We start from the raw sequence: 15527 nt of genomic DNA, 5'->3' as shown, positions 1-15527 counted from the left end.
CAAGCCGGCGGTCGTCGGGCCACTTGAGTCCATCAAAAAGGGAGTACCGAACCATGATGAAAACCCGTGCCGCAGTGGCTGTCGAAGCTGGAAAGCCGCTTGAAATCATGGAGGTCAACCTTGAGGGGCCGAAGCGCGGCGAGGTGCTGGTCGAGATCAAGGCAACCGGCCTTTGCCATACAGATGAGTTCACCCGGTCAGGCGATGACCCCGAAGGGATTTTTCCCGCTATCCTTGGCCACGAGGGTGCGGGCGTGGTGCTGGAAGTGGGCGAAGGGGTCACCACACTGGAACCCGGCGACCACGTGATCCCGCTCTATACGCCTGAATGCCGCGAGTGCGAATACTGCCTGAGCGGCAAGACCAACCTCTGCCAGAAAATCCGCGTCACCCAAGGCCAGGGTCTGTTGCCCGACGGCACAACGCGCTTTTCGATGCTGGATGGTACGCCGATCTACCACTACATGGGGTGTTCGACCTTCGCCAACCACACGGTGGTGCCGGAAATCGCGCTGGCCAAGGTGCGCAAGGACGCGCCCTTCGACAAGATTTGCTACATCGGTTGCGGTGTCACCACGGGGATCGGCGCAGTCATCAACACCGCCAAGGTCGAGATCGGCGCACGCTGCGTGGTCTTTGGTTTGGGCGGTATCGGTCTCAACGTGATTCAGGGTCTGCGCCTCGCTGGGGCCGATCAGGTTGTTGGCGTTGACCTGAATGACGACAAGGAAGAAATGGGCCGCCATTTCGGCATGACCGATTTCGTGAACCCCAAAAAGGTGGACGGCGATATCGTCGCGCATCTGGTTGAACTGACGGGCGGCGGTGCGGATTATTCGTTCGATGCCACCGGCAACACCAAGGTCATGCGCGACGCGCTGGAATGTGCGCACAAGGGCTGGGGCGAGAGCATCATCATCGGCGTGGCGCCAGCGGGGGCTGAGATTTCGACGCGGCCGTTCCAACTGGTGACAGGACGGGTCTGGCGCGGTACCGCCTTTGGCGGGGCCAAGGGGCGGACCGATGTGCCCAAGATCGTCGATTGGTACATGGCGGGCAAGATCGAGATTGATCCGATGATCACCCACAAGCTGAAGCTTGAAGAGATCAACCACGGATTTGACCTGATGCACGAGGGCAAGTCGATCCGCGCCGTGGTGGAGTTCTGAACCTAGGCTGAAGGGAAGCTGAGCGCTGAGGTCATAAGATGCCTCAGCTGCGCTTCGAATGCAGCGCTGCCAGGATCGGCGATGCCTTTGAGTTTCAGCGTTTTCTCGGCCACTCCAAAACCCAGCAACACGCTCATGAACAATGCGGCGCGGGCGCTGTCGCCCAGAAGCGCTTCAAGCTTTTCTTGCATCCCGTCTGATTGGGCCATGCGCACCAGCGCGCCCACGTCCGGATCATTGGCGTTGGTCTGGATCAGAAGAAGGACCGATGGCGTGTCGCCCCCGCGCGGGGCCTCGACGAACATGCGCAGGACGGTTTCTACCAAATCGTTTTCATCCGCAAAGTCAGGAGTATCGAAAGCCCCTTCCAGCGTTGCTTTGAAGAGGCCCAGCTTGCTGCCGAAATAGCGTGAGACAAGGGCAACATCGACACCTGCGGCCTGCGCGATTTCCCTCAAGGATACGTTGGAATAGCCGTGTGACCACAGTAGGCGGCGGCCTTCTGTCAGCAGTTTTTCACGGGTCGCTATGGCTTTGTTCATCGGCGCGATCCTACCGATGGACCCCTTTTTGTCAATGCGTGTTGACTTATGAAGGCCATGCGGTATTTCCTATGTCAACACGCGTTGATTTTTCTGTGAGATTGATATGAACCTGACGGTTAATGGCAAACAACATGAGGTGGATGTCGAGGACGACATGCCGCTGCTTTGGGTCCTGCGGGACGAATTGGGCATTACAGGCCCGAAATACGGTTGCGGCATTGCCCAATGCGGTGCCTGCACGGTGCATGTGGATGGCATCGCGGTGCGGTCTTGTCAGTTGGCCGCGGCAGATGTGGACGGAGAGATCACCACGATCGAAGGGCTGGGCACGCCGGATGCGCTGCACGCAGTGCAGGCGGCATGGGTAGAGCATCAGGTCGCGCAGTGCGGCTACTGTCAGTCTGGCCAGATCATGCAGGCGGCGTCTTTCCTCGACCTCAATCCTGAACCTACGGATGATCAGATTGACGCGGCAATGAGCGGGAATCTCTGCCGCTGCGGGACCTATCCGCGGATCCGCGCGGCAGTCAAAACGGCAGCCAGCCGCTTGCAGGGAGTATAAGCCATGGGACGTGTCAGAACCATCGCGCGGCGTTCATTTCTGGTGGGCTCTGCCGCTATACTGGGCGGTGTTGCCTTCGGTACTTATCTGTACAAACGCGAGGTTGAGAACCCGCTGGAGGCCGATCTTGCCCCCGGTGCTGCGACCTTCAATCCTTTCGTAAAGATTGATGGCGAGGCGGTCACCCTGATCACGCCGCGGGCGGATGTGGGCCAGGGGGCCTATTCCATCCAGGCGCATTTGATTGCCGAAGAACTTGACGTTGATCTGGATTCGGTACGGATTGAGCCGGGGCCACCATCGCCTGCCTACTACAATGGTGTGGTTGCGGCCGAGTGCATGCCAATTGCTGCGACCTCTGACAGTTTCATGGCACGGACGGGCCGTGGCGCGTCAGATGTGGTGGGTAAACTGATAGGTCTGCAACTGACCGGCGGGTCAAGCACGGTGCCCGACATGTATGAGCGTTTGCGTGTGGCCGGTGCGGTGGCCCGAGAGACACTGATCGCAGCGGCAGCAAAGCAAACCGGATTGCCCGCGAGTGAGCTCAGAACAGAGCAGGGGGCGGTGCTGCTGCCAGATGAAACGCGGCTGGCCTATACCGATCTGGCGGCGGTCGCGGCTGAGATCACGCCCGTGGACGAGGTGACCTTGCGCGATCCGCCCGATTGGCGGCATCTGGGCAAGCCCCATATGCGCACGGATATGATGGCCAAATCCACCGGTACACAGACTTATGGTATCGACATGACGATGGACGGCATGGTGTTTGCAACAACGCGCACCAACCCGGCGCTGGGCGGTGGTATCGTGGGTTTTGATGCCAGCGAAGCGGAAGCGATGCGCGGTATAAAGGCGGTGCTGCCAATCAGCGGTGGGATTGCGGTGGTTGCGGACAATACATGGCGGGCGTTTCAGGCGGCGCAGGCCGTGGCATGCGACTGGGTACCTACGCCCTACATCGGTGAGACAGAGAAACAGTTTGAAGAGGTGGCAGGATCATTCACCGAGGACAGGCAAGACAGCCGGTTCAAGGATGAAGGCGATGTCTTGGCTGCGCTGGATGCTGCCGAAGATGTGCTTGAGGCGGAGTATCGCATCCCCTATCTGGCGCACGCGCCGCTTGAGCCGATGAGTGCGATGGTCAAACTGGCAGAGGACCGTCTGGATATCTGGACAGGCACGCAGATACCGCGCTTCATGCAGATGTCGGCGGCTGAGATTGCCGGGCTGGACAAAGAACAGGTGCATATCCATGTGCTGGTGTCTGGCGGCAGTTTCGGGCGGCGGCTGGAAGATGACTATGTTCGGCAGGCTGTCGAAATTGCGGTTCAGATGCCGGACACGCCGATCAAGATGGTCTGGAGCCGGGAAGAGGACATGACCCATGACTTTCCCCGTCCGCTGGCCATTGCGCGCGCCCGTGGCGCGGTCTCTGACGGCGCGGTACAGGCGTTTGACCTTTCGATTGCGGCGCCTTCCGTCACGGCGTCGTCGCTGGCGCGGTTGGGGCAACCGGCCATCGGACCGGATGTGGCGATTGTTGCGGGCGCTTGGGATCAACCCTTCCAAATTCCCAATTACAGGGTGACAGGCTACCGGGTGCCGCCAATGGTGCCGGTCAGTTCATGGCGCTCCGTAGGGGCATCGGGAAACGGGTTCCTGCACGAAAGTTTCATGGATGAGCTGTGCCATGCGGCGGGTGTCGATCCGCTGGAAGAGCGGCTGCGGCTGTGCTGGCACGATTCATCCCGCAAAGTGCTTGAGGCGGTTGGTGAAATGTCGGACTGGGGCTCCGATCCGGGTCCGGGACGCGGACGCGGGATCGCCTTTACATTGGCCTTCGGGGTGCCAACCGCGCAGGTTTGCGAAGTGACCCAGACAGAAGACGGTATTCGGATAGACAAGGTTTATGTTGCTGCCGAGGTGGGGCGTGTTCTGGATCCCGTGAACTTTGAAGCGCAGCTTGCCGGCGGTGTGATCTGGGGATTGGGCCACGCGATGAATTGCGAGATCACCTATGAGGGCGGGGTCGCGCAGCAGGACAACTACCATGCCTATGAGGGTTTGCGGCTGCATCAGACACCGCAGATCGAGGTCCGCGGACTGGAAAACGGTGACCAGATCAGGGGGATCGGGGAGCCGGGCGTGCCGCCTGCCGCACCTGCATTGGGCAACGCAATTTTCGCAGCCACCGGCACACGCATTCGCGCCTTGCCGTTCTCAAGGCAAGTGGATTTCGCATGAGGCCGGTGCTTTTCGCGTTGCTCATCGCGGGGACACCGCTGGCCGCGCAGAACGTCAGCCGTGAAGAGGGGCTGGCAGCGTGGGAGCGGATCTATGCCGTTGCCTCGCACCCGCGCTGTACGAATTGCCATGTCGGCGCGCAGGAGGAACCGATGTGGGAGGGGCTGTCCTATGGTCGCGGTACCGCACACGGGATCGGCGTGAAGGCAGATGAAAGCCGGATCGGCGCGGAGAGCATGCCGTGTCGCACCTGTCATGTGACGGCGGCAGGTCGGGAGACACCTGCACATGCGCCGGCGCAGATTGACGATGCCTGGCGTCTGCCGCCGGTGGAACTGGATTGGCTGGGCGAGAGCAGTGCGGCGCTCTGTGCGCAACTGCGCGATCCTGAGCGCAACGACGGACATGAGATTACGGATCTGGTGGATCATCTGACCAGTTCCCCTTTCGTTGCCTGGGGATTTGCACCGGGCGGAGGGCGATCGACGCCGCCTGGCTCTCCGGTTGAGATGGCACGGGATGTGGCGCTTTGGGGGGGCGCGGGCGCGCCCTGCAAGTAACTTATGTGCATTGGGATTGGGGGGTGGAGGGCTTCAGGCTCACCGTCCCAGAGGGTCCGGAGCCGCCTTCGCTTGATCCCGTGCATTGCAGAGCGCCATCCGCTTCCCAATAATAATAGTGGTATCCCGGCAAGCCGGGAGCCTCCGCGATTTTTCTTGGCAAACGGCTGTCCCTCCGCCCTGACGTGCTCAAGCGAAGGCGGCTCCGGACCAGAGGCACGCCGAGGGTGTGCCGGGGGTCGGCAGCGGTGCCAGCACCGCGAGAGACCACAGACGGCGGATGGTCGGGTTGCGATATTTAGCAGGCAACGGTCCTTCTTGAAGAGCTTGAAACGTTTGCAACCAACCTAGAAACTCTGGTTCAATTCATCGCTCGCGGGGATTTCCGTCTCGCGCTTGGCGATAAACGCGAGGATCTCCTCGTTTTTGGCGACGTCCAGGGTGGGCTCCTGATACTCTGAGAGCAGTTTGCGCGCGTGTTTCAGGGCGCGATCGGTGATCTCGATACTCCCCTCGGCCTGCCATTGTTCGATTGAGTTGTTATCGAAAAGTTCTGGCATGAAGTAGGCGGACTGAAAGTTCTCCTGCGTATGCGGGTGGCCCAGGTAGTGACCGCCGGGGCCAACGTCTGGCACGGCGGCGAGGGCCGTTTCAAAATCATCAAAATTGACCCCTTGGGCCATTCGGTGGGCCATGGCGCATTGTTCGGCGTCAACGATGAACTTGGCGACAGAGCAATGCATGCCTGCCTCGTTCCAGCCAGCGGAATGCCAGATGTAGTTTGCCCCGGCATGCATCACCGCTGAGAGGGTTGTGGCACTTTCGTAGCCGGCTTGAGCGTCGAAGGTCTTGGCACCGCCCAGCGTGTTCGAGGTGCGCCAGGGGACGTCGTAGAAGCGCGCCATCTGGCCGATCATGAAGTTCATCAGCGAGATTTCAGGGGTGCCAGCCATTGGAGCGCCGGACTTCATTGAGACGGTAGAAAGGTAGTGGCCATAGATAGCCGGTGCGCCTTTTCGGATGACTTGCGTGTAGGCCAGCGCCGAGAGCGCTTCGGCGTTGAGTTGGGCGACGGAGGCGGCGACAGAGGCCGGGGTGTTGGCGCCGCCCAGCACGAACGGCGAGCAGAGGACCGGCTGGTTTGCGCGGCAGAAGGCGCGCATTGCGCCAAGCATGGTTTCATCCCAGACCAGCGGCGAGTTGCCGTTGCAATTTCCGGTGACGACCGGGTGGGTGTCGATGTACTCCGCACCGAAAAGGATGCGGCACATGTCGATGACGTCTTCTGCGTTCCGGGGCGAGGTGGTCATGCCCATGAAGGTCTTGTCGGAATGTTTCATCGAGGAGTAGGTGATGCGGAGGTGACGCTGGCTGATGGGGTGGTCGTAGGGCTCTACGATGTGATGAGCGGATGAATGCAGCGCGGGCAGCATGTGGGACAGTTTGTGGAACATTGCCAGATCATCAAGCGTGGGATTGCGGCGCACGTCGTCGAGGTCGCGCAGGTAGGGGGCGCCGGTCATCGGCACGAAGATGGCGTCGCGCCCCCCAAGCGCGACACTTTTTTGCGGGTCGCGGGCGTGAAGGGTCAGGGTGGCAGGAATGCTGGTGATCAGGTCCCGAACGAGGCCCCGGTCGAGGTAGACGCGGTCGCCTTGCACTTTGGCACCTGCCGAGCGCCAGTCTGCCAATGCGATGTCGTCGCGGAAGATGACGCCGACGTTTTCCAAGATATCCATGGTGGCGGCGTCGATGCGTTCGACCTGAGCGCCCGCGAGAATTTCGCAGGTGGGCAACTGATTGTGCACCCCCGGCAGCATTGTGAAATTTGGGGCTGTGCGCAGGGCGCGCCGGGCGGCACGGCCACCAGAACGGGCGCGGGGAGCAGTGTCGAGGGTCATCTGGGCCTCCGAATGGGAACAGCCCAGCGTGGCACAGGACAGGGTGCTGCGTCTTGTCCTTTAGCGAACTGCCCAGAGGCATACGTGGCGCAGACGGTAAGATGGAAAAGGTATCGGTGCAGGTGCCGCGCAGCAGGTTCGTTTGGATCTGGCCCATCGTGCTGGGATGAAGTGGCACCAGTCCCACGACCTTGCGCTGCACCTTGAAGCAGGCGAGGCGAGCTGGCCATCGCACGGCTCTGTGCGGTTTTTGGCGGCGAGGCCGGTCGGAAACTGCGTCGGGGTGAAAAGGGCTGCGTTGCCCTTCGTGCACGCCTCGGTCTAGGGTGGCGTGTTAGAGAATTAAGGGGATGCCATGTCACGTTTGTCACAGCTGCGCGCACTTATGGAGGCACAAGGGATAGATCTGGTCGCATTGGGACCGGGGGCGCATCTGGAATGGCTATTGGGGATGCATCCGCATGGTGATGAACGGCCTTTGCTTCTGTGCGTCTCCAAGGCCGGGGCAGCGTTCCTGATGCCTGCGCTTGAGGCAGAAAGCGCCCGTCAGCACACGGATCTACCATTCCATACGTGGACAGATGACGAGGGGCCGGAGCAAGCCTTTGCGGGTGTCTTGAAAGCATTGGAGGCGCAGGGGGCAAAGAGCATCGCGCTTGACGAAACGATGCGTGCAGATTTTGCTGCGCTTGTGCAGGATGCGGTGCCGGGCGCGCAGCGGCAGTTCGGCGCATCGACCGTCGGCGCGCTGAGAATGCGCAAGGATGCTGATGAATTCGCAGCGCTGAAAAAGGTCGCTTTGGTCGGTGACGCGGCGATGCGAAAGGCGTGGTCCGAGATGCGGGTGGGCATGACGGAGCGTGACGTGGCCGCCATCGTGCGCGACAGCTTTAAGGCACAGGGCGCGGTGCCGATGTTTTCAATCGTCGGGGCAGCTGGCAACGGGGCGTTTCCGCATCATCAGACGGGTGAGACTGTTTTGAAATCAGGCGACGCTGTTGTCATGGATATCGGTGGCGGGCTGGGTGGTTATCCCAGTGACATGACACGGATGGCCGTGATGGGTGAACAGCCAGAGGGCTACGAGGAAATCCATGCTGTGGTGGAGGCCGCAGTGCAGGCTGCGTTGGCGGTCGCCAAACCGGGTGCCAAGGCGCATGAGGTCGATGATGCCGCGCGCGGGGTGATCGCGGAGGCAGGTTACGGCGCGTACTTCATGCATCGGACGGGTCACGGTCTGGGGGTCGAGATTCATGAGCCGCCCTATATCACTGCATCCTCTCAGGAGGTGTTGGACGAAGGCATGGTTTTTTCCATTGAACCCGGCATCTATTTGCCCGGCCGTTTTGGCATCCGTCTGGAAGATATCGTGATCCTGCGCTCGGATGGTCCTGAGATCCTGTCCGAATTGCCTCGCGATTTGCATGTGGTTGCGGGATAGGCGCCCTTGCCGCACGGGCGGTTCAGGCTACCGTCCGGGCAGCAGTTAGAGGGCCGGGATGTCTATTAATACCACTCCGATTTCACCGGGGCGCGCTTTGGATGCCCTGCGCACCGGGTTTGCCGCACAGGCGGCAGGAGAGATGACCGTGTGCTGGATGCTGCATGGGCGCCCCGGCATCGGCAAGACCGAGATTGTGCAGCAACTGGCGACAGAGACGGGGGCAACCCTTTTCGATCTGCGACTGACCACGATTGAACCTCAGGATCTGCGAGGGTTGCCGTTCTATGACCACGATGCCCGGCGGACGGTTTGGTATCCGCCTGAGGATTTGCCGGATGACCCTGCCACCCCTGCGATCCTGTTTCTGGATGAGCTGACGGCGGCAGCACCCGCTTTGCAGCCAACGGTCTACGGATTGTTGCAGGAACGACGCGTGGGACAGCATGCGCTGCCCGCGTGCACGTTCATTGTTGCGGCAGGTAATACGGTTGAAGATGGTGCCATTGCCTATGAGATGGGAACGGCGCTGTCGGATCGGTTGGTGCATCTGTCCTTGCGTGCCGAGGCTACGGATTGGATCGAGAGCTACGCGGTGCCGCAGGGGGTTCATCCGGCGGTGACGGCCTTTATCCGGACGCGGCCTGATCTTTTGGACACATCCGAGAACGCGTTGCGCAAGGGGCAGATGATTGCCTGCACGCCCCGGTCCTGGGCGCGGGTGAGTACGCTGATGAACGCGGTGCCTGATAAGGCGCTGCGCGATGTGTTGATAGCGGGCACGCTGGGCGAAGCGGTGGCGGCAGAGTTCATTCTGATTGCGGAGGACATCGCGGCGACAGTGCAGGCAACCGCGATGCTTGGGGCCGATGGAAAAGAGCGGCTGGAGATGTATCCGGCGAGCCTGCATGGTCTGACGGCACTGGTCTATGCGCTGGTGACGCTGGCGGACAAGCGGACCATCGGTGGTGTCATTGAGATCATGGCGGAGATCAGGAAGCTGTCAGAGCTGAGCAGAAACGCGGCTTTTGCTGCGCTGCCATTGGGTGAACTGACGACCTACGGTTTTGAGCTACTGATCGACAAGGCATTGGCGGAGGGTTTGCAGGAGGCGTTCCGCGCCTCGGCCGCCTATGCGGACTATGCGGCAGAGAGGGAAGCTGCGGGGCTGGCATGACCGCGCAGTCTGATCTGCACTCATCCCGGGCGGCGCGGGCATTGCGGGCGCTGGCAGAGGCCGATCCGGCGATTGCGGCGCTTTCGCTTTGGTGTCGGCACCGGGATGGGGAAATGACCCGGACCAGCGGCGACATGATCACTTATGGACCCGATTTTGCGGCACTGGCACCGCATGAACAGATGGGGTTGGCTGCGCATCATATATTGCATGTGGCATTGAGACATCCGGCGCGGCTCGCCGCTTTGCAGGACCGTCTTGAGGCCGGTTTTGACGCGGCGCTTTATAATCTGGTGTCCGATGCGCTTGTGAACGAGGCTTTGCTGCTGGCCGATCACGCGCTGCCGCGTCCTGCGGTACGGTTGACGGAACTTCTGGCGCAGGCGCTGGGAAAAACGGTCACGCCTGAAGAAGCCTTGGCCGAATGGGACGTGGACCGTCTCTATTTCGCACTGAGCAAGACCGACGGGGGGGCTGGCGGTGCGCGGGAAGAGGCGGCATCCTATGCCGCTGCGCAGGCGTTTGAGAACGATCTGGACCCTGCGCCGGGAGAAGCGGATGCGGCGGGTGAGGCAGAGCAGGCAGCGCGTTGGCGGCAACATATGACCCGCGCAATGGATGCCGGGCGACAGGCGGGGCGCGGGATCGGGCGGATTGGGCACAGGCTGGCTGATGTGCCAGAGCCGCGTATCCCTTGGGAAATGCTTCTCAGGCGCTTGCTGACACAGGCAGTTACGGTCATGCCGCAAGCCAGCCCGCGGCGACCCGCACGACGCTGGATCGCGGGCAGCGCCCAGGCGGTGCGGACTGGCACGCCAGAGCCGGGCTTTCAGCCGGGACAACGGCCGCTGACGGATGTGCCACGGATCGTTGTGGGGTTGGATGCGTCCAGTAGCATTGACGATGCTCGGCTCAGGCTTTTCTGGGCAGAGGTGATGGGCATCGCCCGTCGCCTGCGGGCCGAACTGCATCTGCTGGTGTTCGATGATGAAATCAGGCATCGCCAGCGTATTGATCCGGCACAGGTCCGCTTTGATCTGCCAGAACTTCCCCGCGGCGGTGGGACAGCCTTTGTCTCTGTTATCGCAGAGGCACATCGCATGGCAGCGGCAGCGCTGGTCATGCTTACTGACCTTGAGGGGGAGGCGGGCAGCCCGCCGAAAGGGTTTCCGGTGATTTGGGTCGTACCTGATCCGGGCGCGACCGAGCCCCCCTTTGGCCGGCTGGTGGATATGACTGCCTAGGCCAAAGCCGCCGCAAGCCGCGCGTGGGCGGACACGCCTTTGGTGTCAAAGGTCACGTCACGCAGAAAAGTGTTCTGCGCCTGATTGACCCGTTGCAGGACATGCTCGCTCAGTGGCGGTTGGAACAGGCGGTCGGTGATGATCTGCCGCTCTTGCAAGGAAAGCCGCAATACTTCGGGGCCGTCTTCGGATTGCACGCTGACGTAGGTCAGCGGGGAAAGTCGCCAGAGTTCGGATTGCTCTACCACCAGATGCAGTTGTCCCGCTCGCATTTCGCGCAGGGCAACGATGCGGGTCAGCACATCGCGGGACTGGACCTTGAGAAGATCAAGCACGCGCGCTGCCTCGGCCTCGTTTATCAGGCGTGTACGCCGTTTTGCGGGAACGCGAAGAAGGTACATTTCGACCCACCAGATCAGTGCGATCATCAGGATAGGTGCCTGCGCGATCGGCAAGGCGGCCACGTTCCAGAGTGCGCCGATGACGATCAGCGGGGACAGGGTGAGCGTATAGCGGATAGCCTGAAATTCAGCGAGCAGACGTAGTGTGCCGCGCACGCCGGTCCTGTTCTTTGGCCACACGGCAACGCGCCCAAAGAACTTTCTTGGCAATTGCCGCACCTGCAGGATCTGTGGATTGCGCAGTGTATCATGCGTAACGATCAACATGGGCGAGAGATAGGGCTTGATTGTTCTACAAACAGGTCAAAATTGCCGCGTTCTATTGACCGCAACCTGATCAACCTACCACTGCTTCCGTATGTGCGATGGCAGATGCATCCGGCTCAAGCTGTTCATTGAGAAAGTCGATGAAAAGCCTGCGTGCGTCAGTATCTGTATCTGTATCTGTCTTCCACAGCGCGACGGTATCCAGCCTTTCCTTTAAGTTTGCCAGCGGGACGACAACAAGGCCGGGCGGGACGGTCTTGCAGACAAAATCGGTCAGTAGGGTGATGCCGACACCGCAGGCCACCAATCCCAGAATGGCTGTGGTGTTGCGCCCTTCCTGAACGAACTGCGGCTCGAACCCGGCCTTCCGACACAGCGGGATAAGGTAGGAAAAGAAGTACTCCCAATCCGTGCTGGACCCGTGAACAAGGTTTTCGCGTGCAAGCTCTTCAAGCCTGACGCTTTGGCGTTTCGCAAAGGGATGGCCGTTGTGAACGACGCAGACAAACCCTTCGGACTGGACTGGCTGATAGGCGTAACCGACACGATCAATTGCCCCGGTGACAAAGCCAAAGTCGAGTTCCCCATCGTCCAGATGGTGCAGCTGGTCCGAGGTGACCGCATGGCGGAGCTCAAGATCAATATCGGGCTGACGGTCCTGAAAGTCGCGAAGCAGACCGGGCAGCACCCCGGCAATGGCCATATCCGTGTAGCCTATGCGCAGCGAGCCGACCTTGCCCAGATGAATGCGCCGGGTGTCTTCGATGGTTTTCTCAAATCCGTTCAGCACGCCGTGGCAGCCGGTCAGAAATGTGCGGCCCGCCTTGGTGATCTCGATCACTCGGTTGCTTCGGTCAAAAAGCGTGACGCCCAATTCGCGCTCGAGGTTCTGCACAGTCCTGCTGAGGGCGGGTTGCGCAATGCCAAGTCGTTCTGCCGCACGGCGAAAATGCAATTCTTCCGCGACGGCGATGAAGCAGCGCAGATGCCTCAGATCAATTCCCATGATGCCCGCAAGTTATCAAACATGACTATTTTGATATTATACTTGAAAGATCGAATCTGCCAAGCTGAGGAAAAAACCAGAACCAACAAGGAGAAACCTATGAAACACTTTGCACTGAAATCCGTCACCACATCGGTGATGGCGCTGGCCATTTCAGCGACATCTGCACTGGCTGCGGACATCACCATGAACCTGGGCTTTGGCGCACCCGAAGAGTCGCTGTATGGCCGGTTCGGCAAAATTTTTGAGGCCAAGGCCGAAGAATATACCAACGGGTCAGTCGATGTGAAGCTGCGCTGCTGTAACCAGATCAGCTCCGAGGACGAAGCGTTCAAGGCAATGCAGCTTGGGACTGTCGATGGCTTCTTTATCACTGGCAACAATGTATCGCCACATTGGCCACTGATGGACGTGACCGTGCTTCCCTATATCTTCCAGAACGCTGATCACCTTGAGCGTGTCGTGGACGGGGAGGTTGGGTCTTTTATGAAGCAAAAGCTGCAGAAAGATACTTCGGTTCACCTTTTGTCATTTGGCCCTGCGCTGTATCGCGATTTTTACAACTCCGTGCGCCCGATCAATACGATGGCAGATATGGATGGGCTGAAAATCCGCACACCCAAGAACGAAGTCATGCTCGCGACCTTCGAGGCCTTTGGCGCGAACCCGGTCCCGCTGGCGTGGTCCGAAACACCAACAGCGCTGCAAACTGGCACTGTTGATGGCGGCGATAACGGAACGTCCTTTATCAAGGACATGAAGTTCTATGAGTTCGAGCCGCATCTGGTGATCCTGGAGCATTTCGTGTCGATGGCACCGCTTTTTGCTTCGGATAACTTCATGAAGAAGTTGAGCGATGAGCAGCGCGAGCAAATCCTGCGTGCGGCCACTGACGCGGGCATCGAGATGCGCAATCAGGTTGCCACCGAAACAGAGGACGTGCGCAACTGGCTGGTCAATGAAGGCGGCATGAAAATGACTCGCCCCGATCTGACCGATTTCGTGGAAGCGGCGAAAGGCGTACAGAACGAATTCGCCGAGAAGCGCGGCGCCGATTTTGTTGAACTGGTTGGCAAGATTCAGGCAGCAGCTGAATAAGCAGGTATTTTGAAGGGGGCCGCAACGGCCCCCTTTTTCCATGCCTGCCCCGGCCACGAAGGAGATTTTTATGAATGCGCTCAAATGGCTGGAGCGACATTTCGAAGAACTGATCTGTTGCACCTGTCTGGTCGTGATCGCCGTTGCGGTTTTTGCTCAGGTCGTTGCACGATACGTCTTTGAGGTGGCTTTGCACTGGACCGAGGAGTCCGCCGCCATCGCGATGGTCTGGGCGGTTTATACCGGGGCATCCCTGTGCGTCCGCGAGAGGTTTCACATCCGCATCATGGTGGCGGTGCAGGCATTGCCGGTGCGTTTCGGGCGCTATGTGATCGTTTTTGCCGACATACTGTGGGCGCTCTTTTGCGTCTTCATGCTGCGCGTCAGCTGGGATTATCTCTATATCTTTTGGCGCTTTCCCGAAACCTCACCCAGTCTTGGGATAAACCAGTTCTATCCACAGACCATCCTGATCATCGGCTATGGGCTGATGCTGCTCAGGCTTATCCAAACCTACGTACATTGGTTCCGTGACGGGGCCGAGGGGCTGCCGGGGATGCTGGACGAGAACGGCGATGAGGGCGTTCCGGAAGACGAGGCGCACATATGAGCCCTCTTGCCATTCTCGCGATTTGCTTCGTCGTTCTGACGATTATTGGGATTCCCTTGTTCGTGGCGGTGGGGATCACCACCGCGCTGGCGATCTACATTATCGATATTCCCTACACGTTGCTCGCCCAGACGGGCTATGGCAGCCTGACGCCCTTTCCTCTGCTGACGATCCCGTTGTTCGTGCTGGCGGGACGATTGATGGAAGTGGGCGGCATGGCCAACAGGATGATCGCCATCGCCACCAATCTGGTCGGCGCCTATCGCGGGTCGATGGGGCTGGTGACGGTCTTTGCCTGTATGCTGTTTGCGGCGCTTTCGGGGTCTGGCCCCGCAACAACGGCGGCCATCGGATCAGTCACGGTGCCGGCGATGAAGCGCGAAGGCTATGACGTGCCTTTTGCAGCCGCGATCACGGCGAGTGCAGGGGCCCTGGGCAGCCTGATCCCGCCGTCAAACCTGTTGATCATCTACGGGCTCGTATCCGAAACCTCGATCCCGCGGCTGTTTCTGGCGGGGCTTTTGCCGGGCTTCATGGTCACGGTGCTGTTGATGATCACGACCTACATCATCGCCCGGCGGCGCGGCTATGGCGGGGATGGCGATCCATTTTCATGGGGGCCGTTCCTGAGGGCGGCATGGGATGGGAAATGGTCCATTGGCGCGCCGGTGTTGATCCTTGGCGGTATCTACGGCGGGGCCTTTACCCCGACGGAAGCGGCAGGCGTTGCGGTGTTCTACTCGCTGTTCGTCGGGCTTTTCATCTATCGCGAACTGACTGTGAAGAAGGTGATCGATGCGCTCCGCTTTACCGCTTTGCTGACGGGTATTCTGATCCTGCTGACGCCGACGCTCGCCTTTGGGCAGCTCACGGCTTTCTATGATGTTCCTGCCGCAGTGCAGGAGGGCATCACCGCCATCACGACCAACAAGTATCTGGTGCTTCTGCTGATCGGCGTCTTCTACATTTTCATCGGCACCTTCATGGAGAGCCTTGCGCAGATCGTGCTGTTTACCGCAGTGTTCCTGCCGCTGGCCCTGTCGCTGGGTGTCGATCCGGTGATGTTTGGCATCTTCACCGTGATCACCTGCGAGATAGGCTTTCTGACACCGCCACTGGGCGCGAACCTGACTGTGGCTGCGCGAATTTCGGGCATCTCGATCGAGCGGATTTCGGTCGCGGTGCTGCCGTTCATTGGGGCCTATATCATCGGTATGCTGATCCTGATTGCATTCCCGGATATCGCGGTCGTTCTGCCGAACTGGCTCTATGGTCCGGCATTCTAGGGAGGTTTCTTTA

Annotated in this window: 14 protein-coding genes; 10 read left to right on the top strand and 4 right to left on the bottom strand. The window is 60.0% G+C overall.

The genetic code is table 11. The features are described 5' to 3' along the window. Nucleotides 1-56 precede the first annotated feature (56 nt). Nucleotides 57-1169, top strand: coding sequence for an S-(hydroxymethyl)glutathione dehydrogenase/class III alcohol dehydrogenase (locus GV827_RS18770; protein ID WP_164355379.1), 1113 nt, complete (start codon nt 57-59; stop codon nt 1167-1169). A 2-nt stretch (nt 1170-1171) separates the two neighbouring features. Here the strand turns inward: GV827_RS18770 and GV827_RS23890 are convergent, their stop codons facing one another. Then, nucleotides 1172-1711, bottom strand: a complete 540-nt coding sequence (locus GV827_RS23890; RefSeq protein WP_164355355.1) for a TetR/AcrR family transcriptional regulator — start codon at nt 1709-1711, stop codon at nt 1172-1174. A 106-nt stretch (nt 1712-1817) separates the two neighbouring features. Between GV827_RS23890 and GV827_RS18760 the strand changes: the two genes are divergently transcribed. Genes GV827_RS18760 through GV827_RS18750 form a run of 3 tightly spaced genes read left to right on the top strand, consistent with a single transcriptional unit; the run spans nt 1818 to nt 5083 of the window. Then, complete coding sequence (locus GV827_RS18760) at nt 1818-2276, top strand: (2Fe-2S)-binding protein (protein ID WP_164355354.1); 459 nt, start codon at nt 1818-1820, stop codon at nt 2274-2276. A gap of 3 nt (nt 2277-2279) precedes the next feature. Further along, nucleotides 2280-4523, top strand: coding sequence for a xanthine dehydrogenase family protein molybdopterin-binding subunit (locus tag GV827_RS18755; RefSeq protein WP_164355353.1), 2244 nt, complete (start codon nt 2280-2282; stop codon nt 4521-4523). Continuing rightward, complete coding sequence (locus GV827_RS18750; RefSeq protein ID WP_164355352.1) at nt 4520-5083, top strand: hypothetical protein; 564 nt, start codon at nt 4520-4522, stop codon at nt 5081-5083. The genes GV827_RS18755 and GV827_RS18750 overlap by 4 nt, the downstream gene beginning before the upstream one ends. Nucleotides 5084-5430: 347 nt before the next feature. On the opposite strand, the gene GV827_RS18745 is transcribed toward GV827_RS18750, so the two are convergent. Next, the gene (locus GV827_RS18745) at nt 5431-6984 is read right to left on the bottom strand and encodes a trimethylamine methyltransferase family protein (protein WP_164355351.1); all 1554 of its coding nucleotides are present in this window, start codon (nt 6982-6984) and stop codon (nt 5431-5433) included. A 355-nt stretch (nt 6985-7339) separates the two neighbouring features. Between GV827_RS18745 and GV827_RS18740 the strand changes: the two genes are divergently transcribed. The 3 genes from GV827_RS18740 to GV827_RS18730 are packed head-to-tail and all read left to right on the top strand — an operon-like array spanning nt 7340 to nt 10846. Next, complete coding sequence (locus tag GV827_RS18740; RefSeq protein ID WP_164355350.1) at nt 7340-8425, top strand: M24 family metallopeptidase; 1086 nt, start codon at nt 7340-7342, stop codon at nt 8423-8425. 58 nt (nt 8426-8483) lie between these two features. Then, nucleotides 8484-9602, top strand: a complete 1119-nt coding sequence (locus tag GV827_RS18735) for an AAA family ATPase (RefSeq protein ID WP_164355349.1) — start codon at nt 8484-8486, stop codon at nt 9600-9602. Then, nucleotides 9599-10846, top strand: coding sequence for a vWA domain-containing protein (locus tag GV827_RS18730; protein ID WP_164355348.1), 1248 nt, complete (start codon nt 9599-9601; stop codon nt 10844-10846). The genes GV827_RS18735 and GV827_RS18730 overlap by 4 nt, the downstream gene beginning before the upstream one ends. On the opposite strand, the gene GV827_RS18725 is transcribed toward GV827_RS18730, so the two are convergent. Together GV827_RS18725 and GV827_RS18720 are read right to left on the bottom strand one after the other, a co-directional pair. Next, nucleotides 10843-11514, bottom strand: coding sequence for a hypothetical protein (locus GV827_RS18725; protein WP_164355347.1), 672 nt, complete (start codon nt 11512-11514; stop codon nt 10843-10845). The genes GV827_RS18730 and GV827_RS18725 overlap by 4 nt on opposite strands. Before the next feature lie 70 nt (nt 11515-11584). Continuing rightward, entirely contained in the window at nt 11585-12520 is a 936-nt protein-coding gene (locus GV827_RS18720; RefSeq protein ID WP_164355346.1) for a LysR family transcriptional regulator, read from the bottom strand. Between the two features lie 99 nt (nt 12521-12619). Here GV827_RS18720 and GV827_RS18715 point away from each other — a divergent pair, with 99 nt between their 5' ends. The 3 genes from GV827_RS18715 to GV827_RS18705 all read left to right on the top strand — a co-directional run bounded on the left by GV827_RS18715 (nt 12620) and on the right by GV827_RS18705 (nt 15514). After that, the gene (locus GV827_RS18715; RefSeq protein ID WP_164355345.1) at nt 12620-13618 is read left to right on the top strand and encodes a TRAP transporter substrate-binding protein; all 999 of its coding nucleotides are present in this window, start codon (nt 12620-12622) and stop codon (nt 13616-13618) included. Nucleotides 13619-13688: 70 nt separating this feature from the next. Beyond that, nucleotides 13689-14228, top strand: coding sequence for a TRAP transporter small permease (locus GV827_RS18710; RefSeq protein ID WP_164355344.1), 540 nt, complete (start codon nt 13689-13691; stop codon nt 14226-14228). Beyond that, a complete protein-coding gene (locus tag GV827_RS18705) occupies nt 14225-15514 on the top strand; it encodes a TRAP transporter large permease (RefSeq protein ID WP_164355343.1) in 1290 nt (429 codons plus the stop codon). Before GV827_RS18710 ends, GV827_RS18705 begins: the two co-directional genes overlap by 4 nt. The last annotated feature ends 13 nt before the right edge of the window (nt 15515-15527 follow it).

Origin of the sequence: Sulfitobacter sediminilitoris (assembly GCF_010667575.1) — a bacterium.
Classification (GTDB): Bacteria; Pseudomonadota; Alphaproteobacteria; order Rhodobacterales; family Rhodobacteraceae; genus Sulfitobacter; species Sulfitobacter sediminilitoris.
The sequence above is the reverse complement of the archived record's forward strand: the minus strand, read 5'-3'. Positions and strand labels throughout refer to the sequence as shown.